Below are 18,950 nucleotides of genomic sequence, written 5' to 3' on the forward strand. Positions count from 1 at the left end.
TCGCAGGCCAGCCGTTGTGTACGGGCGTACACAACGATGCGTACACTCGTACACATGGGATTCGCCTTCCTCGCCGGGGCCATAGCCTCCGAAGTCGTCGCCACGACCGCCATGAAGTACAGCGAGGGATTCAGCAGGCCGTGGCCCTCGCTGGTCACCCTGCTCGGCTATGTCCTCGCGTTCCTGCTGCTCGCGCAGACCCTGAAGACGCTGTCGATCGGCACGGCCTATGCGATCTGGTCGGGGATCGGCACGGCCGCCGTGGCCGGGATCGGACTGGTGCTCTTCGGAGAGGGCATGAGCTTTGCGAAGATCGTCGGACTCACGCTGATCGTCGTCGGCGTGGTGGTCCTCAACCTGGGAGGCGCGCACTGATGTCACGGCGCTACGACCCCGAGCGACGGCAGCGGATCATCGACGCCGCGATCCGGGTGGTCGGCCGCAAGGGCATCGCCGGGCTGAGCCACCGCTCCGTCGCCGTCGAGGCCGACGTACCGCTCGGCTCCACCACCTACCACTTCACGACCCTCGACGAACTGCTGGTCGCCGCGTTGCGGCAGGCCAACGAGGGCTTCGGCCGGGTCCTCACCGACAGCGGCCTGCTGGACGGCACGGGCGGCGGCGACCTCGCGGAAGGGCTCGCCCGCGTGCTCGGCACCTGGCTGGGCGGCGACCACACCGGCGTCGAGCTGGAGTACGAGCTGTATCTCGCGGCCCTGCGGCGCCCCGCCCTGCGCCCCGTCGCCGCCGAGTGGACCGAGGAGACCGCCGAGCGGCTGGCCCGGCGGACCGACCCGGTCACCGCGCGCGCCCTGCTCGCGCTGATGGACGGCATCTGTCTGCAAGTACTGCTGACCGGGGCGCCGTACGACGAGGCGTACGCGCGCGAGATGCTCGGGCGCGTCCTGGGCAGTGCCCCCTGACCTGGGCGTGGTTTCGCCGCACGCCCCGCGCCACGTTAGGTTTCCCCTATGACCGACACGACTGCTCCCCGCACCACCGGTGCCGTGGCCGCCGGCCTCGCCACGCTCGCCGCCGACGGCACCGTTCTCGACACCTGGTTCCCCGCGCCCGAACTCGTCACGGCGAGTGCCGAGGGCCCTGGTCCCTCCGGCACCGAGCGGCTGTCCGCCGCGCGCGCCGTGGAGCTGCTCGGTTCCGGCGCCGCGAAGGCCGTCGGCAGGGACGCCCGCCGGGGCGTCGAGGTGATCGCGGTCCGTACGGTCATCGCCTCGCTGGAGGAGAAGCCGCTGGACGCGCACGACGTGTACCTGCGCCTCCACCTGCTCTCGCACCGCCTGGTCAAGCCGCACGGCCAGAACCTGGACGGCATGTTCGGCTTCCTGGCCAACGTCGCCTGGACCTCGCTCGGCCCGGTCGCCGTGGACACCGTCGAGACGGTACGGCTCAACGCCCGCGCCGAGGGCATGCACCTCCAGGTGACCTCGATCGACAAGTTCCCGCGCATGACGGACTACGTCGCCCCCAAGGGCGTCCGTATCGCCGACGCCGACCGGGTGCGCCTCGGCGCGCACCTGGCCGAGGGCACCACGGTCATGCACGAGGGCTTCGTCAACTTCAACGCGGGCACGCTCGGCTCCTCCATGGTCGAGGGCCGTATCTCCGCGGGCGTCGTCGTCGGCGACGGCTCGGACATCGGCGGTGGCGCCTCCACCATGGGCACGCTCTCGGGCGGCGGCAACGTGGTCATCTCCATCGGCGAGCGCTGCCTGATCGGCGCCGAGGCGGGTGTGGGCATCGCCCTGGGCGACGAGTGCGTCGTGGAGGCGGGCCTGTACGTCACCGCCGGTACGCGGGTCACCATGCCCGACGGTGAGATCGTCAAGGCCCGTGAGCTGTCCGGCGCCTCGAACATCCTCTTCCGCCGCAACTCCGTGACGGGCGCGGTCGAGGCCCGTCCGAACAACGCGGTGTGGGACGGTCTGAACGAGATCCTGCACAGCCACAACTGACCACCGGCTGAGCGCACTTCCCTCACGAGCGCCCTTCCGCGGCCCCTGGCGGCCCGGGAGGGCGCTCGTGCGTATCCAGTCCTCGCACGCCCCCGGCTCAACATTTGAACATGTTCAGAAATGCTGGAAGGATGACCGGCCAGGGTGGACGAGTGGCCGTGTCGCGGTCGCTTCGGTGCTGCTTCTTCGGGGAGGGAAAGCGTGCCGCTCTACACATCAGGCCTGGTCAGAGTGCAGCGTGCGATGTTCGTCGCCTGTCTGCTCGCGCTCGTGGGATGCAATCCGCACATGTACGACTCCGTGCCCGCGCTGTACGACGCGAAGCGGTCGGAGGTGCCGGGGACCTGGCTCTGCTACGACCGGACGACCGTCGTCCTGCGGCCCGACGGAACGGCTGACATCCGTCTCCTGGACGGACAGGAGTTCGACTTCGATCACCGGTGGCGGCTGTCGGGCAAGGGGCGCTGGAAGCTGACCGATCAGCGGGCCGGGTGGAACGACGGCCAGCATGTCCGGCTGTCCCTCACCGCACGCACCGGGGTGGCGACGCGCGAGCCGGAGCCCGGGGAGACGTCCGACGCGGCGGACGCTCCTCCGCCGCCCAGGACCTATACGTGGACCTTCGAGCTGGAGCGCGACGACGAGGACGCGCTCAGGCTCTACTTCTTCTTCGGCGACCCGGACTCACGCAGCACCTACGTCCTCGTCAGGCAAGACGCTTAGCCCACTGCCTCGTCGGCGCTCAGTCGCTCGTGTACATCAGCCGCTCGTACTCGTCCAGCAGCGCGTCGACCGTCTCCGGGTCCGCGGGGCGCAGCGGCGCGCGGACCGGGCCCGAGGGCAGGCCGAGTCCGTCGAGCAGGGCCTTCGCGGTGACCGTGCCGGGCAGACCGGAGGCCATCATCAACTCGACCAGCCGTACGACGCGTTGCTGAAGCCGGGCGGCCTCGGCCGTCCTGCCCGCGTCGAACGCGTCCAGGATCGCGCGGAACCAGTGAGGCATGACATTGGCGACCGTGCTCACATATCCGGTGCCGCCGACCGCGTACAGCGCGAGCACCTGCTCGTCGCAGCCCGCGTAGTACGCCAACTCGGTGCGCCCCAGCACCTTCTGGCTGCCGAGCAGGTCGTACGCGCAGTCCTTGACCGCCACGATCCGGGGATGTCCGGCGAGCCGGATCATCGTGTCGGGTTCGATCCGGGTGCCGGTGCGGCCCGGGATGTCGTACAGCATGACCGGCAGCCCGGAGGCGTCCGCGACCTCGCGGAAGTGGGCCTCCACCGCGTCCTGCGGGGGGCGGCTGTAGTACGGAGTTACCACCAGCAGGCCGTCCGCGCCCGCCTTCTCCGCCGCCCGCGCCAGCTCCACGGTGTGCAGGGTGTCCGACGTGCCGACCCCCGCCACGATCGACGCCCGCCCGTCGACCGCCTCGCGCACCGCCCGCACCAGCGCGGACTTCTCGGCGTCGGACGTGGTCGGTGACTCGCCCGTGGTCCCCGAGAGCACGAGGCCGTCGCAGCCGTGGGTGATCAGCCGGTCGGCGAGCGACTGCGCTCCGTCCAGGTCGAGGGCGCCCGCGTCGGTGAAGGGCGTGATCATCGCGCACAGGGCGCGACCGAAGGGAGGGGCGGGAAGGGCCGGTGTCGTCATGGCAGTAGTCTCGGCAACGCGACCGTGAAGCGCTACTTACATCTTCTGCACAGTATTGATCAGCAACGCTGAATCGAGGGTGCGCCGGGTCAAGCCGGATCGACGCGATCCCGCCGTCGCCGCGGGCGTCAACCGCCGCTGCGGTCAGGCCTGTTGCCAACGCCACGGCCGCTGCGGCGCCGGTTCTGGAGGGGAACCGGGCGGCATGGGCGGAAATCCGTCTAGGCTGACCTGTGTGCTTCGGGGCGCCGCCCCCGTGACTCCGTATGGCCCGAGGAGATCCCGCAGATGTCAGACAGCTCGCCCTTGCCGCCGGTTCGGCTGCGCTCCGAAGCGGAGCTCGCGCGGGACGCGCTTGCCGCACCGCTGCTCTCCCGCGCCGCCCTGCTCGCCCGCTGGGCCGGTCCGGACACCCGTGTCGACGCCGGGGGTGAACTGGTGGAGGAGCAGGTGCCCGCCGCGGCCGAGACGCTCGGGCTGAGCGGCGAGGACGCCGCCGCCTGGACCGCCGAGGCCTGGCGCGTCGCCATCGACACCGGACTCGTCGAGGTCGTCGACGAGGAGGAGGGGACGGTCGCCCAGGGCGCCGACCTCGCGTTGCTGACCAGCGGCAGCCCCGGCGAGGTGCTCGGCGTGTGGCTCGGCGCGCTGGAGACCGTGCTCGCCGACGCGAGCGTGCCCGACCTCGACGACCTGGTCGACGCCGTGGACGAGGACGGGGAGATCGACCTCTCCTCCCTCGACTGGGACCTGGAGGCGGAGGCCGAGTTCCTCGACGGCGTCCTCGCCAACCTCTATCTGCTGACCGTCAGCGAGGACGGCCCCGGCGACGGTCCGGTGCCGCTGCCCGTCCTCGCCGCGTCGATGATCGTGCCCGACGACATGGGCGAGCCCACCGACGACGTCCTGGAGCAGGTGTCGGACGCCATGATGCGTCTCGACGACCAGTTCCGGCTGCTGGAGCCGACCGGGCTCGTGGACTTCCAGCCGGTGGACGAGGCGCTGATGGCCGACATCGACGAGGAGCCCGCGGCCCCCGTGGACGACACCGATGTCAGCCGGTACGGGATGGTGCGGCTGACCCCGCTCGGGCTGTACGGGGTGCGGACCCGGCTGGAGGAGGCCGGAGTGAGCGCGCCGATGGTCGGCGAGCTGGCGGACAAGGGCGCGGACGCGCTGCTCGACAGCACGTCCGTCTTCCCGGCCGCCGCGGCGCAGGCGGAGACGGAGCAGTGGCTGGCGCGGCGCGAACCGCTCGCCGCGGCCCGGGAGTTGCTCGCGGCGGCCCGCGGGTCGGACCTGGGCGCGCCGCTGCGTCGGCTGCGCTGTCAGCAGGCGCTCTCGCTGGTCGGCGCGGAGGCCGAGCCCGCGCTGCGCGAGGTGCTGGACGACCAGGAGTTGGGCGGTCTCGCGCGGGTCTGGCTCACCGAGAACGGCGCGGCGGACGTGCCCGCGCCCTCCGAGGCGATGGTCTTCTGGCTGACCGTCGACACGGTGGCCGCGCAACTGGCCGCCGAGGGCAACTCCGAGGAACTACAGGCCCTGGTCGAGGGGTTGGCGGCCCAGCACAGCGGCTTCTTCGCGACGGCCTGGCGGGTGGACCACCCGGCCACCGCGGAGGTCCTGGAGGCGATGGGGCGGCTGCACCCCGACAAGAAGGTGGCGAAGGCGGCCCGGAAGGCCGCGTTCAAGGCGCGCTCCCAGCACGGGAGTTGAGCGACCGACCGCTGAAAGGGCCCGCACCACGACGATGGTGCGGGCCCCTTCGCGTCGACGCTCGATGATGGCGGGTTACCGCGGACGGCCGGTCACAGCGCCTGCGACGCGGGCTTCACCATGTTCCGTACCGTACGGGCCTTGAGGTAGTCGCCCATGGCCGTCATCTCCCACTCGCCGGTGAACGTGCGGATGAGCTTGGCCATCATCACGCCGGTCTGGGGCTCGGTCCGCGTGAGGTCGAAGCGGACGAGCTCCTCGTCGGAGGCGGCGTCGACCAGGCGGCAGTAGGCCTTGGCGACCTCCGTGAACTTCTGTCCGGAGAACGAGTTCACGGTGAAGACCAGGCCCGTGACGTCCTGCGGCACGCGGCCGAGGTCGACCACGATCACCTCGTCGTCACCGCCGCCCTCGCCCGTGAGGTTGTCGCCGGAGTGCTTGATCGCGCCGTTCAGGATCGACAGCTTGCCGAAGTAGCAACTGTCGATGTGGTTGCGCTGCGGGCCGTACGCGATGACGGAGGCGTCCAGGTCGATGTCCTTGCCGCGGAACGCAGGCTCCCAGCCGAGGCCCATGCGCACCTGGGAGAGCAGCGGCCGGCCGCCCTTGACGAGGGACACCGTCTGGTTCTTCTGGAGGCTGACCCGGCCCTTGTCGAGGTTGATCTTCCCGGCGCCGGAGCCGGTGCCGGTACCGACCGTGGGCGGGGCGGACGGCGGCGGGGGAGCGGTCACCGGCATCTGCGGCACGGCCGGCGGGGGCGCCATCGGCTGCGGCGCGGGGGTGGGTTCCTCCACCGTGACGCCGAAGTCCGTGGCGATGCCCGCCAGTCCGTCGGCATACCCCTGGCCGACGGCGCGGGCCTTCCACTGGCCGTTGCGCCGGTAGATCTCCACGACCACCAGGGCCGTCTCCGGGCCGAGCCGGGGCGGGGTGAACGTGGCCAGCACGCCGTGGTCGTCCGCGCTGCGGATCGTGGCCGTCGGCTCGATGCCCTGGAAGGTCTGGCCCGCGGCGTCAGGGCTCGCCGTGACGACGATCTTCTCGATGTCCGGGGGCAGGGCGGCCGTGTCGACGGTGATCGCGTCGGGGGCGGTGCCGCCGCCCGAGCGGTAGGTCACCCCCGGTCCTGACGGTTGGTTGTAGAAGATGAAGTCGTCGTCCGAGCGCACCTTGCCGTCGGCGGTGAGCAGCAGGCCCGACACGTCGAGCCGTACCGGGGCGGCGACGTCCACCGTCACGCGGGCGACGGCGAGAGGGATGTTCGAGCCGGGGGTCATAGCGGTCATGCCGGGTCAACGAGCGACACCCCTTTGCCGTTCCCTTACCCAAGCCGGGCGTTGACGCAGCGGGAGCGCGGCCCAGGGCAGAAGCAGTCCCAGCACCACGAGCACCACCCGGTGGCCGAGCGGATCGACCGACCCCGCGCCCAGCGCGAGCCCGACCGCGTTCGGCGCGAAGACCAGCGTGCTCGCCGTGGCGGCCGTACGGCCCAGCAGAGGGCCGGGCGTCTCGCGCTGCACCGTGGTGAACACCGCGATCAGGGCGCAGGGCAGGCCCACTCCGATCGCCGCGCTGCACACCAGCGCCACCGGGTCGGACGGGATCGCCCGCAGCGCCACCCCGGCGGCCACCACGGCGATGCCCAAGGCCGCGAAGCGGCGTGCGCCGAGGCGGCGCAGCGCGGCGCCCGAGGCCAGCCCCACCGCCACCGAGCCGAGGCCCTGGACGGCGGCGAGCACACCGGCGTACGAGGGGGCGTGCCCGAGCCCGTCGACGACGGCGTAGACCAGCGCGCCGTTGACGCCCGCGCAGAGCATCGTGATGCCGCCCGCCAGCACCAGGGGCCGCAGCCGGGGGTGCGCCCACAGGTAGCGGGCGCCCTCGGCCGTCTGCGCGCGCCAGCCCGCGGTCGGCGGCTCCGGGCGGCTCTCGCGGACACGCAGCGCCGCGTACAGGCCGGTGGCCAGGACGAACGTGACCGCGTCCAGGAGCGCCACGGCCGGGCCGCCGTAGACCGCGTACACCCCCGCCCCCGCCAGCGGCGCCACGAGCTTCATGCCCTCGGTGGCCGTCATCCGCAGCCCGTTGAAGTCGCCGAGCAGGGAGCTGTCGACGGCGGCGGCGACCAGCGCCGACTCGGCCGCGTCGTGCACGATGCCCGCCGCGCCGTACAGGAACAGCACCGCGTACACGAGCCACACCCGGCCCGGGGAGTCGACGGCGAAGAGGGCGAGCAGGACGGCCGCCAGGGCCAGGTTCGTCCAGATCAGCAGCGGCTTGCGGCGGGTGCGGTCGGCGAGGGTGCCGAGGGCGGGGCCGAGCAGGGACGGCGCCCACATGGCGAGCAGACACAGGGCGGCCAGGCCGTTCGAGCCCGTGAGGTCCTTGACCCACACCCCGGCCGCCAGCCACATCGCCGAGGTGCCGAAGCCGGAGACCACCACCCCGCCCAGATAGAGCCCCGCGTTGCGGTCGCGCAGCACACGCGCACCGGTCCATGTCCTCGTCATCGTCATGGCCGAAAGCGTGGTGCTGAGGCCCCGGGGCGCGGATCGGGAAGATGCCCTAGAAGTCGGGTCGGTGACGGCGCGTCGGCTGAGTCGCCGTCACCGTCGTGAACGGCCCCGTACGTACGGGTGAACGAGCCTGTGAATCCCCGGTCCGGAGATATCGATCGGGCAACAGGGCTCGCGTGCGTGGGGGTGACGCGCGTAGAAATCCAGTCATGCAGAAGCCACTTCGTCTCGTGTCCCTCGCCGCCGCCTGTGCCGTGGCCGGTGCCGCCCTGTACGGCGCGGGTGCCGCCACCGCCGGTCAGTCGACGGCGAACTCGACCAAGGAGCCTTACAACATCGGCGTCCTGGTCCAGGACATCGACACCTACTACGGCACCACGCTCGACAGCGACGGCGTGTACCAGCCGTCCGCGAACAGCCAGTACGTCAAGGACCTCACCGGTATCGAGGCGGACGCCAAGAAGTACATCGACCAGGCGTCCCGCAAGGCGCAGCACAAGGGGCAGAAGCCCGCGGTCGTCTTCGACATCGACGACACCCTGCTGCTCAGCCTCGACTACGAGAAGAGGACCAACTACACCTACAACTCGGCCACCTGGGCCGACTACGTGGCCAAGGCCGACCGCCCGGCCGTCCCCGGCACCCCGGACCTGATCAACTACGCCAAGGCCAAGGGCGTCGAGGTCTTCTACAACTCCGGCCTGAACGAGTCGCAGCGCGCCTCCGCGGTCGAGAACCTGAAGAAGGTCGGCGCGGACGTCAACCTCGACGCCGCGCACATCTTCCTCAAGGACGCCGCCAACCCGCCGGCCTACCTGAAGTCCTGCGCCACGCCGGGCACGTGGAAGTGCACGACCGTGGAGTACAAGTCGGGTACCCGCGCGCACATCGAGTCCCTCGGGTACAACATCATCGCCAACTTCGGCGACCAGTACTCCGACCTCGACGGCGGCCACGCCGACAAGCGCTACAAGCTCCCGAACCCGACGTACTTCGTCGGCTGACCCGACCGCACCGCGGGCCGACCCGGCGGTCGGCCCGCGGCCCCGGCCTCGCTCCTGACAACGGCCGCTCGGGCGGGAACCCCGCGGAATGAAACCGTTCGCCCGAACGTTTCCACAGGTCGCGGCGGAAACCCCCGCACCACCGTACGAACCGGAGAGAAGCCGAAGACATGCGCGTCGAGATCTGGAGCGATATCGCCTGCCCCTGGTGCTACGTCGGCAAGGCCCGCTTCGAGAAGGCGCTTCGGGCCTTCCCGCACCGTGACGAGGTCGAGGTGGTGCACCGCTCCTTCGAGCTGGACCCGTCCCGTGCCAAGGGCGACGTGGAGCCGGTGCTCGCCATGCTCACCAGGAAGTACGGGATGAGCGAGGCGCAGGCCCAGGCCGGGGAGGACAACCTGGGCGCGCAGGCCGCCGCCGAGGGGCTTCGGTACCGCAGCACGGGCCGCGACCACGGCAACACCTTCGACCTGCACCGCCTGCTGCACCTCGCCAAGGAGCGGGGCAGGCAGGACGAGCTGATCGGGATCTTCTACCGGGCGAACTTCGCCGAGGAGCGGTCCGTCTTCGCCGAGGGCGAGGAGCGGCTGGTGGAACTGGCCGTCGAGGCCGGGCTCGACGCCGAGGAGGTCCGCGGGGTCCTCGCCGACCCCGCCGCGTACGCCGACGCCGTGCGCGCCGATGAGCGTGAGGCCGCTGAGCTGGGTGCGAACGGCGTGCCGTTCTTCGTCCTCGACCGCGCCTACGGTGTCTCCGGCGCTCAGCCCGCGGAGGTCTTCACCCAGGCGCTGACGCGGGCCTGGGACGAGCGGTCGGCGGCGAAGTCGGTCGAGTCGGTCGAGCCGGGAGACGCGGACGCGTGCGGCCCGGACGGGTGTGCCGTGTCGTAGCGCTGCCGTAGGGCCGTAGGCGCTGCTGCGCTGGACGTATAAGCGTCTCTTGGGGGAATGGTGTAGCAGTAGGTGATGGACTTTGGGCTCGGTGGGTCGCAGAGTGGACCCATGGAGACCTTCGAGACCCTCGTCCAGGCCGAGTTCGCTCCGAAGAACACCTATCTGAACACCGCGAGCACCGGGCTGCTTCCGGCGCGCACCGTGGAGAGCATGCGGGGCGCGCTGGAGTCGGCCGCCGCCGGGCAGCCCACCGACATGTCCACCGACGTCGAGGCCGCCCGCGCCTCCTTCGCCCGGCTGGCGGGGGTTCCCGTCCGGCGGGTGGCGGCGGGGGCCTCGGTCGCCGTCTACACCGGGCTGATCGCCGCCTCGCTGCCCAAGGGCGCCGAAGTGCTCACCGCCGAGGGCGACTTCAGCTCCCTGGTGAACCCCTTCCATGTACGCGGCGACCTCACGGTCCGTACGGTCCCGCTGGAGCGGATCGCCGAGTCCGTACGGCCCGGTACGGCGCTCGTCGCGGTCAGCGCGGCGCAGTCCGCCGACGGCCGTGTCGCCGACCTGACCGCGCTGCGCGCGTCCGCCCGCGAGCACGGCGCCCGGACGTATGTGGACGCGTCCCAGGCCGCCGGATGGCTGGAGTTCGACGCGGGCGCGTACGACTACGTCTCCGCCGTCGCCTTCAAGTGGCTGCTGTGCCCGCGCGGTGTGACCTTCCTGGTGGTCCCGGACGACCTCGGATCCCTCACGCCGCTCTTCGCGGGCTGGGTGGCCGGTGCGGAACCCTGGGACAGTTGCTACGGGCCGATCACCGAACTCGCCCAATCCGCCCGCCGGTTCGACGAGAGCCCCGCCCCCTTCGCGTACGCGGGCGCCCGCCGCTCCCTCGAACTGCTGGAGCACCTCGGCGTGGAGCGGGTCCGCGCGCATGACCTCGCCCTCGCCGACCGCTTCCGGGACGGGCTGCGCACCCTGGAGGTCGCACCGGTACCCGCCCCGGGCTCCCCGATCGTCTCCGTCCCCGGACTGGGGCATCGGCAGGGCGAGTTGAGTCAGGCGGGCGTCGAGGTCTCGGACCGCGCGGGCAACCTGCGGGTCGCCTTCCACCTCTACAACACCCCGACGGACGTCGACCGGCTCCTTGACGTCCTGGCCAACTGAGCCGTGCGCACAGCCGAGCGGGCCGCCGGTCCCCGTCAGGGACGGACGGCCCGCTCACCGCGTGCCCGCCTCAGCGCACCGGCGTGAAGTCCCTCGCCCCGATGAACTCCGGCCTGCGCACCGGCGCCGCGAACGGTTCCACCGCCGCGTTCTCCACGCTGTTGAACACGATGAAGACGTTGCTGCGCGGGAACGGGGTGATGTTGTCCCCGGAGCCGTGCATGCAGTTGCAGTCGAACCAGGTCGCCGAACCCGCCCTGCCCGTGAACAAGTTGACGCCGTGGCTGCTCGCCACCGCGGTCAGGGCCGCGTCCGACGGCGTACCCGCGTCCTGCATCCGCAGCGACCTCTTGTAGTTGTCCTTCGGTGTGGCCCCGGCACACCCCAGGAACGTCCGGTGCGAACCCGGCATGATCATGAGGCTGCCGTTGGTTTCGTGGTTCTCGGTCAGCGCGATCGAGACGGACACCGTCCGCATGTGCGGCAGGCCGTCCTCGGCGTGCCAGGTCTCGAAGTCGGAGTGCCAGTAGAAGCCACTGGCCCCGAAGCCGGGCTTGACGTTGATCCGCGACTGGTGGACGTACACGTCCGAGCCGAGGATCTGCCGCGCCCGGCCGGCCACGCGCTCGTCGCGCACCAGCTCCGCGAACACCTCGCTGATCCGGTGCACTTCGAAGACGGACCGGATGTCCTTCGACCTCGGCTCCAGCACCGCCCGCTCGTCCGCGCGCACCGCCGGGTCGGTGACGAGTCGCTGCAACTCCCGGTGGTAGTGGGCGACTTCGTCATCCGTGAGCAGTGCGTCGACACCGAAGAAGCCGTCGCGTTCGTACGCCTGGAGGTCGGCGACGGAGAACGGCCCCGGGGTGCCCGGCGCGCCCCAGACCACCGGGTCCTGGCGCGGGACGGACACCTCGGCGGTGCCGCGGGTGGGGTACAGATCGGCGGTCACGGCGCGCTCACACCTCCTCGGTGAGCAGGGGGTAGACGCCCCGCTCGTCGTGGTCCTCCCGTCCGGTCACGGGCGGGTTGAAGACGCACAGACAGCGGAAGTCCCGCGCGACCCGCAGTGTGTGCCGCTCGTGGCCGTTGAGGAGGTACATGGTCCCCGGGGTGATCGTGTATGTCTTCCCGGTCTCGTGGTCGGTGAGTTCGGCCTCACCCTCGACGCAGACGACGGCCTCGATGTGGTTCGCGTACCACATCGTCGTCTCCGTGCCCGCGTACAGGATCGTCTCGTGCAGGGAGAAGCCGACCTTCTCCTTGGCGAGGACGATGCGCTTGCTCTCCCAGGTGCCGGACGCGGCCTTCACATGCCGGTCGGTGCCTTCGATCTCCTTGAACGAACGGACGATCACGGTGCTGCGACGCCTCCTACTCGGTACTTGTCCTGCTCGGTTCTTGTCCTGTTCGGTGCTGCCTGCCGCTCCTTGACGGTGCGTCAGGCGGTCTCGCGGACGGCGCGGGCGAGGACGGCGAGGCCCTCGTCCAGCTCGTCGGGGGTGATGGTCAGGGCCGGGAGCAGCTTGACGACCTCGCTCTCCGGGCCCGAGGTCTCGATCAGCAGCCCGAGGTCGAAGGCGCGCCGCGCGACCCGCTCGGCCCGCGTCCGGTCGTGGAACTCCAGGCCCCAGACCAGCCCGCGCCCGCGGTACTCCCTGACGTCGGCGAGGTTCTCCTCGGTGATCGAGATCAGCTCCTGCTCGACCTGCTCACCGCGCGCCCGGGTCTGCTTCTCCATGGCCGACCCGTCGCTCCAGTAGGTCTCCAGCGCGGCGGTGGCCGTGACGAACGCGGGGTTGTTGCCGCGGAAGGTGCCGTTGTGCTCGCCCGGCTCCCAGAGGTCCAGCTCCGGCTTGAACAGGCACAGCGACATGGGCAGTCCGTAGCCGCTGATGGACTTGGACACGGTGACGATGTCCGGCACGATCCCCGCCTCCTCGAAGGAGAAGAACGCGCCGGTCCGGCCGCAGCCCATCTGGATGTCGTCGACGATCAGCAGCATGTCGCGCCGTGCGCACAGGTCGGCGAGGGAGCGCAGCCACTCGGGCCGGGCGACGTTGATGCCGCCCTCGCCCTGGACGGTCTCCACGATGACGGCGGCGGGCCGGTTCAGCCCGGACCCCTGATCCTCCAACAGCCGCTCGAACCACAGGAAGTCCGGGACCGCGCCGTCGAGGTACTGGTCGAAGGGCATGGGGGTCCCATGGACGAGCGGGATCCCGGCGCCCGCGCGCTTGAAGGCGTTGCCGGTGACGGCGAGGGACCCGAGGGACATCCCGTGGAAGGCGTTGGTGAAGGACACGATGGACTCGCGGCCCTTCACCTTGCGGGCCAGCTTGAGGGCGGACTCGACGGCGTTGGTGCCGGTGGGGCCCGGGAACATGACCTTGTACGGCAACTCGCGCGGGGCCAGGACCAGTTCCTTGAAGGCGCGCAGGAACGAGCGCTTGGCGACGGTGGACATGTCGAGCCCGTGGGTGACGCCGTCCCGCTCCAGGTAGTCGATCAACGCCCGTTTCAGTACGGGGTTGTTGTGGCCGTAGTTGAGTGATCCGGCGCCGGCGAAGAAGTCGAGGTACTCGTGCCCGTCCTCGTCGTACATGCGGCTGCCCCGCGCATGGTCGAAGACGGTGGGCCAGCCGCGGCAGTAGCTGCGCACCTCCGACTCCAGGGTCTCGAAGACGCTGAGGTCTGGCTGGGTGATGGTCACGCGGAAACGCTCCTCGGTATGTGGGGGAGGTACGGAGTGCGTGGGACGGGGGGCGTGGGATGGGGCGGGGCGGGGGTCGGGCCCGCGGGGCTAGGCGGTCGCGGCGGCGGTGGCCGCGGGCAGGCCTATGCGGTAGAGGACCTCGGGGTCGTGGGGTCCGTCGGGGAACTGGCGCGCCTCGAACAGGACATCGCGCTCCAGCCGTGCGCCGTGCCGGGTGGCGAAGGAGGTGAAGAGCCGTTCGGAGGCGGTGTTGCCGGGGGTGATCGTCGTCTCCATCCCGGTCACCCCGTGCTCGGACCCCACCCGTGCCATGAGCGCGTCGAGCATGCGCGCCGCGAGCCCGTGGCCGCGGTGGGCCGCGTCGACCGCGACCTGCCACACCAGCAGGGTGTGGGGGCGGTCGGGCCGCAGATACGCGGTGACGAATCCGACGGGTCGCCCGTCGCCGGTCCGTGCCACCGCCGAGGTGCCGGCGAAGTCACGGCACCACAGCAGATAGCTGTAGGAGGAGTTGAGGTCGAGGGCTTCGGAGTCCTTGGCGAGGCGCCAGAGCGCGGCCCCGTCCGATACCTCCGGACGGTCGATCCGTACGTCCCCCGGCAATTCCAGGAATTCCGCTTGCAGGTCTGCTTGTGCGGCGGTCATGTGAATGGAATTTACCGAGGTAAATGCGAGATCGCATCGTCGGGCGGGGTTACGGGCAAAGGGGTCGTGTGTTATCACGCGGGCGCGTACGGCCACGCGAGAGCCCGGGGATTGATGGTGATTTGTCCGGTAGATAACCGGCAATCAGGGCGTGCTGTGGTATCGGTCACACCTTGGGGGCGGGTGTGGCGGCTGCCCGGATAACGCTGTTCGGAGCGTCTGAAATCTCTGTGTTTAGGGCACGGGAAAGCGGGCAGAAGAATGCGGGGAGCTACGCTGAAGGGAATTCGAGAATTACGGGAAAGGGGCTCGCCGGGTAATGCCGATTTCAGACGCCGGTCGCTCCGTCGATGCGTTCCCGCACGATGTCCGCGTGGCCGTTGTGGCGGGCGTACTCCTCGATCATGTGCACGTACACCCAGCGGAGGCTGACCTCCGTCCCGGCCCAGGGGTTGTGGTCGGGGATCCGCCCCACGTCGTCGAGCGAGCGGTCCGCGCAGACCTCGCGCCCCCGGGCGATCTCACGCCGCCACACGGCGAGCGTCTCCTCGATCCCGCGCTCCGGGCTGAGCCGGTAGCCCGTCTGCTCCTCGAACACCGGGGGCATCCTGGTGTCCCCGAACGCCCGCTGGAACCAGTTGCGTTCGACCTCGGTGAGGTGCTGGAGGAGCCCCAGCAGGCTCAACGTCGAGGGCTCGGCCGAAGCGCACCGAAGCTGGGCGTCGTCGAGCCCCGCACACTTCAACTCCAGCGTGGCCCGCTGAAAGTCGAGCCAACTCTCGAGCATGGGCCGCTCACCACCGGTCAGCAGGGGGAATCGACGGCCGTCGGGAAGCGTCATGGGCGTGGGGGTACTCATGGGCCGAGCATGGCATCCGGAGGCGCCGGGCATGCGAGTTCAGCGCGCGGCGAACTCACCTGCGGCGGGCTGCGGGGCGGCGAGGTTCCGCCCGGCGAGCGTCCGCGCCGCGAACTCCCGTGCACCGCAGGGTTTTCCGGGGGCGAGGGCCCGTTGGTCCCGCCCCCGTGTACCGCAGGGGTTCCCAGGGGCGGGAACCCTTCGGTCCCGCCCCCGCGTGTTCTACTTCCAGGCTGCCGCGGCGGCCTCCTGGGCCGCCTCCGCGTTCACCGTCACCCCGTACGCGCCCAGTGCGGTGCCCAGGGCGGTCAGGCATGCCTGTACGGTCTTCGGCGTCGCGTCGGGGCCGTAGTGGTTGACGCGGATCATCTCCTGTGCGAGCGCGCCTCCGCCCGCGGCCAGGGGCAGCGCCGGGTCCGTCTTCAGGGCGCTCGCGACCAGCTCCGAGGCGACCACGCCGGACAGCGTCCGCAGCGTCGTGGCGACCGGTGCCGCCTCCGTCGCCTCGTACACGTACGGCTCCAGGCCCCCGCCCAGCGCGAGCGCACCGGCCCGTGTCGCCGCCGCGGCGGACCGGTGCCGGGCCATCACGGTCTCCAGGCCCTCCGCCTCGATCCGCTCCACGCACGCCTCCAGCGCCAGCATCTCCAACTGCGCCGGAGCGTGCAGCAGGACCTTGCGACCGCCGTCGACCCAGCGCTCCTTCCAGTCGAGGAGCGACAGGTACGAGCGGCGCGGCGCCTTCGGGTTCGCGGCCATCCGGGCCCAGGCCCGCTCGCTCACCGACACCGCCGACACACCCGCCGGGCCGCCCATCGCCTTCTGCCCGCCGATCACGCACAGGTCCACGCCCCAGGCGTCCGGCAGCACCGGCTCGGCGCCGATCGAGGCGACCGCGTCCAGGTAGAACAGCACACCGTGCTCCCGTACGACCGCGCCGATCTCCGCCACCGGGTTGGTGTTCCCGGTCGCGGCCTCCGCGTGCACCAGGGAGACGAAGTCGATCTCCGGGTGCGCGGCCAGCGCCTCGCGGACCTGGTCCGCGGTGACCGCCGTGTGGAACGGCACCGCAAGGTCGTGGACCGTGGCGCCGCAGTCGCGCAGCCAGTCGCCGAAGGTCTGCCCGTACGGACCGGTGATCACGTTCAGCGCGGTCGTACCGGGCCCGGCGCACCCGCGGATGGCGCCCTCCAGCGGCAGCAGCGCCTCGCCCTGCATGATCACGACGTCCTGCGTGGTGGAGAGCAGCCGGGCCACGCGGTCCTCGATCGAGGCGAAGCGGGCGGCGCTCAGCGGTGCGAGGTCCAGGAAGGGGTGGGTCACGACGGTGCTCTCTTCAGTCATGGGTTCGACGGAGTCGAGGGTATCCGGCGCCCGTCCCGCCGCCGAGAAGAGGCCTCCGACGGGTGGACGGGACCGGCGGGGGCGGAACTAGGGTGCGATACATGAGCGATCACGTGGTGCTGCAGGTGAAGGGGCGGGTGCTCGTCGGGCCCGAGGACGTCCGCGACGAACTGTGGGTGGTCGGCGGCCGGATCGCCTACGAACGCCCGGTCGGCGCCCGCGACGTCCGTACCGTCGAGGGCTGGGTCCTGCCCGGCCTGGTCGACGCGCACTGCCATGTCGGCCTCGACGCCCACGGCCCGGTGCCCGACGACGTCTCCGAGAAGCAGGCGCTGACCGACCGCGACGCGGGAACGCTGCTGCTGCGCGACGCGGGCTCGCCGTCCGACACCCGCTGGATCGACGACCGCGACGACCTTCCGAAGATCATCCGAGCCGGTCGGCACATCGCGCGCACCCGGCGCTACATCCGCAACTACGCCTGGGAGATCGAGCCCGAGGACCTCGTCGCCTACGTCGCCCAGGAGGCCCGGCGCGGCGACGGCTGGGTCAAGCTCGTCGGCGACTGGATCGACCGGGAGGCCGGGGACCTGTCCGCGTGCTGGCCGCGCGAGGCCGTCCAGGCGGCGATCGCGGAGGCACACCGCCTGGGCGCGCGTGTCACCGCGCACTGCTTCGCGGAGGAGTCGCTGCGGGACCTGGTCGAGGCGGGCATCGACTGCGTCGAGCACGCGACCGGGCTGACGGAGGAGACGATCCCGCTGTTCGCCGAGCGGGGCGTGGCGATCGTCCCGACGCTCGTGAACATCGCGACCTTCCCGAAGCTCGCGGACGGCGGCGAGACCAAGTTCCCGCGCTGGTCGGCCCATATGCGACGGCTGCACGAGCGGCGGTACGACACCGTGCGGGCCGCGTACGACGCCGGGATCCCGGTGTTCGTGGGCACCGACGCGGGCGGCTCGCTGCCCCACGGTCTGGTGGCGGCGGAGGTGGCGGAGCTGGTGACCGCCGGGATCCCGCCGCTCGCGGCGCTGTCGGCGACCGCGTGGGGCGCGCGCACCTGGCTCGGCCGTCCCGGTCTGGAGGAGGGCGCCCCGGCGGACCTCGTGGTGTACGAGACGGATCCGCGCGCGGACGTACGGGTGTTGGCGGCACCGCGGCTCGTGGTGGTGAACGGCAGGGTGATCGGGTAGGCGGGCGGCGGCGCACGCCGCGTGCCCCGCCGTGCGCCGCAGGTCAACCACGCGCTGCGTACGCCCCCGGTGCGGGTGAGCCGAGGACGGCGAGCGGGAACAAGCGTGCCGCGAATTCCGAACGCGTTCGCGAGAGCGCCACGAAGGAGTGAAGCGCTGCCATATCGCTGACGCCGTGTTCGGCGGCCGGTGATTCTTTCGGGGTCCCAAGCATGTCCTCACTGGGGGTCCCACCACCTTGAACACCAACTTCCGTATGCCCGCACGCCGTCTGGCCACCATCGCGGTGGCCACCGCCCTCGCCGCCGGTCCCGCGGTGCTCGCCGGCGCCGGGCCCGCCGGAGCGACCACCGAGCACGGTCGCGCCGGTGCCGTCGTCCTGCGGACCGGGCTCGATGTGTCCCTGCTCAACAAGAGCGTGAACGTGCCGCTCGCGGTCACCCTCAACGAGGTCCAGGCACCGCAGAGCGCCGACCGGACCGCGCTCTCGGTCCACCTCGACGGCGTCGACGGCGGGCGCCCGTTCAGCGTGTTGCAGGCCGACGTCGCCTCGACGAAGGCCACGGTGACCGCGACCCGCGCCGAGGCCACCACCCGCCTCGCGCACGCCCGCGTCCATGTCCCCGGTCTGCCGCTGCTCTCGCTCATCGAGGTCGACGGCGTCACGTCGAAGGCGGTCTGCGCGGCCGGACAGAAGCCGGTCGCCTCGGCGGACCTGCTGGGCCCGGTGACCGTGCTCGGCAAGAAGGTGACGGTGTCCGCGAGCGGCACCACGGAGGTGAAGGTGCCGGGCGTCGGCGAGGTACGACTCGCCCTGTCGCCGACCCACACCACCACCCGCACGGCGGCGGCCTCCGCCCTCGAACTCACCGTGTCCGTCAACCCGTTGAAGCTGAACGTGGCGGAGGTCGAGGGCAAGGTGACCCTCGCGAGCGCGACCTGCGAGAGCCCGGCGGGCGCACCGTCCGCGTCGTCGCCTTCACAGGCCGCCACCGAACCGGAGGCGTCCACGGCACCGGAGAAGTCCTCCACGGACGACACGAACGGCACGAAGCCGAAGGCGGAACCCGCGAGCGACGTGAAGGCCCAGGGCGAGCAGGGCGAGCCCGCGAAGGAGACGAACCTCGCGGAGACCGGCTCGAGTTCGATGACGCCGTACATCGCGGGCGGAGCGGTGGCTCTGCTGGCGGCGGGCGGAGGAGCGGTGGTACTGGCACGCCGCCGCCGTAGCTGAGCGACCCGGCAGGGGCGGGCCCGGTGACGACCGAGCCCGCCCCGG

The 18,950-nt window shown here is 71.4% G+C and carries 19 protein-coding genes; 10 read left to right on the forward strand and 9 right to left on the reverse strand.

Annotated elements, in window-relative coordinates; all coding sequences use genetic code 11:
• The first annotated feature begins 54 nt into the window (after positions 1-54).
• From ACZ60T_RS16670 to ACZ60T_RS16685, 4 genes are all read left to right on the forward strand, one after another.
• A complete protein-coding gene (locus ACZ60T_RS16670; RefSeq protein ID WP_365620686.1) occupies positions 55-375 on the forward strand; it encodes a DMT family transporter in 321 nt (106 codons plus the stop codon).
• Positions 375-923 carry a TetR/AcrR family transcriptional regulator gene (locus ACZ60T_RS16675; protein ID WP_365620689.1) on the forward strand — a complete coding sequence of 183 codons (549 nt, stop codon included), beginning with the start codon at positions 375-377 and terminating at the stop codon, positions 921-923. Before ACZ60T_RS16670 ends, ACZ60T_RS16675 begins: the two co-directional genes overlap by 1 nt.
• Before the next feature lie 48 nt (positions 924-971).
• A complete protein-coding gene (gene dapD / locus ACZ60T_RS16680; RefSeq protein WP_469666494.1) occupies positions 972-1,973 on the forward strand; it encodes a 2,3,4,5-tetrahydropyridine-2,6-dicarboxylate N-succinyltransferase in 1,002 nt (333 codons plus the stop codon).
• A gap of 201 nt (positions 1,974-2,174) precedes the next feature.
• Entirely contained in the window at positions 2,175-2,696 is a 522-nt protein-coding gene (locus ACZ60T_RS16685) for a hypothetical protein (RefSeq protein WP_469666495.1), read from the forward strand.
• A 19-nt stretch (positions 2,697-2,715) separates the two neighbouring features.
• Here ACZ60T_RS16685 and dapA read toward each other — a convergent pair whose 3' ends face one another.
• A complete protein-coding gene (gene dapA, locus ACZ60T_RS16690; RefSeq protein WP_469666496.1) occupies positions 2,716-3,624 on the reverse strand; it encodes a 4-hydroxy-tetrahydrodipicolinate synthase in 909 nt (302 codons plus the stop codon).
• 288 nt (positions 3,625-3,912) lie between these two features.
• Here dapA and ACZ60T_RS16695 point away from each other — a divergent pair, with 288 nt between their 5' ends.
• On the forward strand, positions 3,913-5,340 hold the full coding sequence (locus ACZ60T_RS16695; protein WP_469666497.1) for a hypothetical protein: 1,428 nt from the start codon (positions 3,913-3,915) through the stop codon (positions 5,338-5,340).
• 92 nt (positions 5,341-5,432) lie between these two features.
• Here ACZ60T_RS16695 and ACZ60T_RS16700 read toward each other — a convergent pair whose 3' ends face one another.
• Both ACZ60T_RS16700 and ACZ60T_RS16705 read right to left on the reverse strand, forming a co-directional pair.
• A complete protein-coding gene (locus ACZ60T_RS16700; RefSeq protein ID WP_469666593.1) occupies positions 5,433-6,620 on the reverse strand; it encodes a TerD family protein in 1,188 nt (395 codons plus the stop codon).
• A gap of 15 nt (positions 6,621-6,635) precedes the next feature.
• The gene (locus ACZ60T_RS16705) at positions 6,636-7,859 is read right to left on the reverse strand and encodes an MFS transporter (RefSeq protein ID WP_469666498.1); all 1,224 of its coding nucleotides are present in this window, start codon (positions 7,857-7,859) and stop codon (positions 6,636-6,638) included.
• A gap of 209 nt (positions 7,860-8,068) precedes the next feature.
• On the opposite strand from ACZ60T_RS16705, the gene ACZ60T_RS16710 reads away from it, so the two are divergent.
• The 3 genes from ACZ60T_RS16710 to ACZ60T_RS16720 all read left to right on the forward strand — a co-directional run bounded on the left by ACZ60T_RS16710 (position 8,069) and on the right by ACZ60T_RS16720 (position 10,914).
• Entirely contained in the window at positions 8,069-8,863 is a 795-nt protein-coding gene (locus ACZ60T_RS16710) for an HAD family acid phosphatase (protein WP_365620707.1), read from the forward strand.
• 170 nt (positions 8,864-9,033) lie between these two features.
• Positions 9,034-9,753, forward strand: a complete 720-nt coding sequence (locus ACZ60T_RS16715; RefSeq protein ID WP_469666499.1) for a DsbA family oxidoreductase — start codon at positions 9,034-9,036, stop codon at positions 9,751-9,753.
• Between the two features lie 111 nt (positions 9,754-9,864).
• On the forward strand, positions 9,865-10,914 hold the full coding sequence (locus tag ACZ60T_RS16720) for an aminotransferase class V-fold PLP-dependent enzyme (protein ID WP_469666501.1): 1,050 nt from the start codon (positions 9,865-9,867) through the stop codon (positions 10,912-10,914).
• Positions 10,915-10,984: 70 nt separating this feature from the next.
• On the opposite strand, the gene thpD is transcribed toward ACZ60T_RS16720, so the two are convergent.
• From thpD to ACZ60T_RS16750, 6 genes are all read right to left on the reverse strand, one after another.
• Entirely contained in the window at positions 10,985-11,866 is an 882-nt protein-coding gene (gene thpD, locus ACZ60T_RS16725; RefSeq protein ID WP_469666502.1) for an ectoine hydroxylase, read from the reverse strand.
• A gap of 7 nt (positions 11,867-11,873) precedes the next feature.
• Positions 11,874-12,272: an ectoine synthase gene (locus ACZ60T_RS16730; RefSeq protein ID WP_469666503.1), complete on the reverse strand. Its 399-nt coding sequence runs from the start codon at positions 12,270-12,272 to the stop codon at positions 11,874-11,876.
• Between the two features lie 83 nt (positions 12,273-12,355).
• The gene (gene ectB, locus ACZ60T_RS16735) at positions 12,356-13,627 is read right to left on the reverse strand and encodes a diaminobutyrate--2-oxoglutarate transaminase (RefSeq protein ID WP_365620722.1); all 1,272 of its coding nucleotides are present in this window, start codon (positions 13,625-13,627) and stop codon (positions 12,356-12,358) included.
• A gap of 90 nt (positions 13,628-13,717) precedes the next feature.
• Positions 13,718-14,275 (reverse strand): diaminobutyrate acetyltransferase, encoded by a 558-nt coding sequence (gene ectA, locus ACZ60T_RS16740; RefSeq protein WP_469666504.1) that lies wholly within the window; start codon positions 14,273-14,275, stop codon positions 13,718-13,720.
• Positions 14,276-14,603: 328 nt separating this feature from the next.
• Positions 14,604-15,134, reverse strand: a complete 531-nt coding sequence (locus ACZ60T_RS16745; protein WP_469666505.1) for a DinB family protein — start codon at positions 15,132-15,134, stop codon at positions 14,604-14,606.
• A 222-nt stretch (positions 15,135-15,356) separates the two neighbouring features.
• Positions 15,357-16,478: a pyridoxal-phosphate-dependent aminotransferase family protein gene (locus tag ACZ60T_RS16750; protein WP_469666506.1), complete on the reverse strand. Its 1,122-nt coding sequence runs from the start codon at positions 16,476-16,478 to the stop codon at positions 15,357-15,359.
• 101 nt (positions 16,479-16,579) lie between these two features.
• On the opposite strand from ACZ60T_RS16750, the gene ACZ60T_RS16755 reads away from it, so the two are divergent.
• Both ACZ60T_RS16755 and ACZ60T_RS16760 read left to right on the forward strand, forming a co-directional pair.
• Complete coding sequence (locus ACZ60T_RS16755; RefSeq protein WP_469666507.1) at positions 16,580-17,671, forward strand: amidohydrolase family protein; 1,092 nt, start codon at positions 16,580-16,582, stop codon at positions 17,669-17,671.
• 256 nt (positions 17,672-17,927) lie between these two features.
• Positions 17,928-18,905 (forward strand): SCO1860 family LAETG-anchored protein, encoded by a 978-nt coding sequence (locus tag ACZ60T_RS16760; protein ID WP_469666508.1) that lies wholly within the window; start codon positions 17,928-17,930, stop codon positions 18,903-18,905.
• Positions 18,906-18,950: the final 45 nt, after the last annotated feature.

The sequence above is a fragment of the Streptomyces sp. NPDC104371 genome, assembly GCF_055583785.1.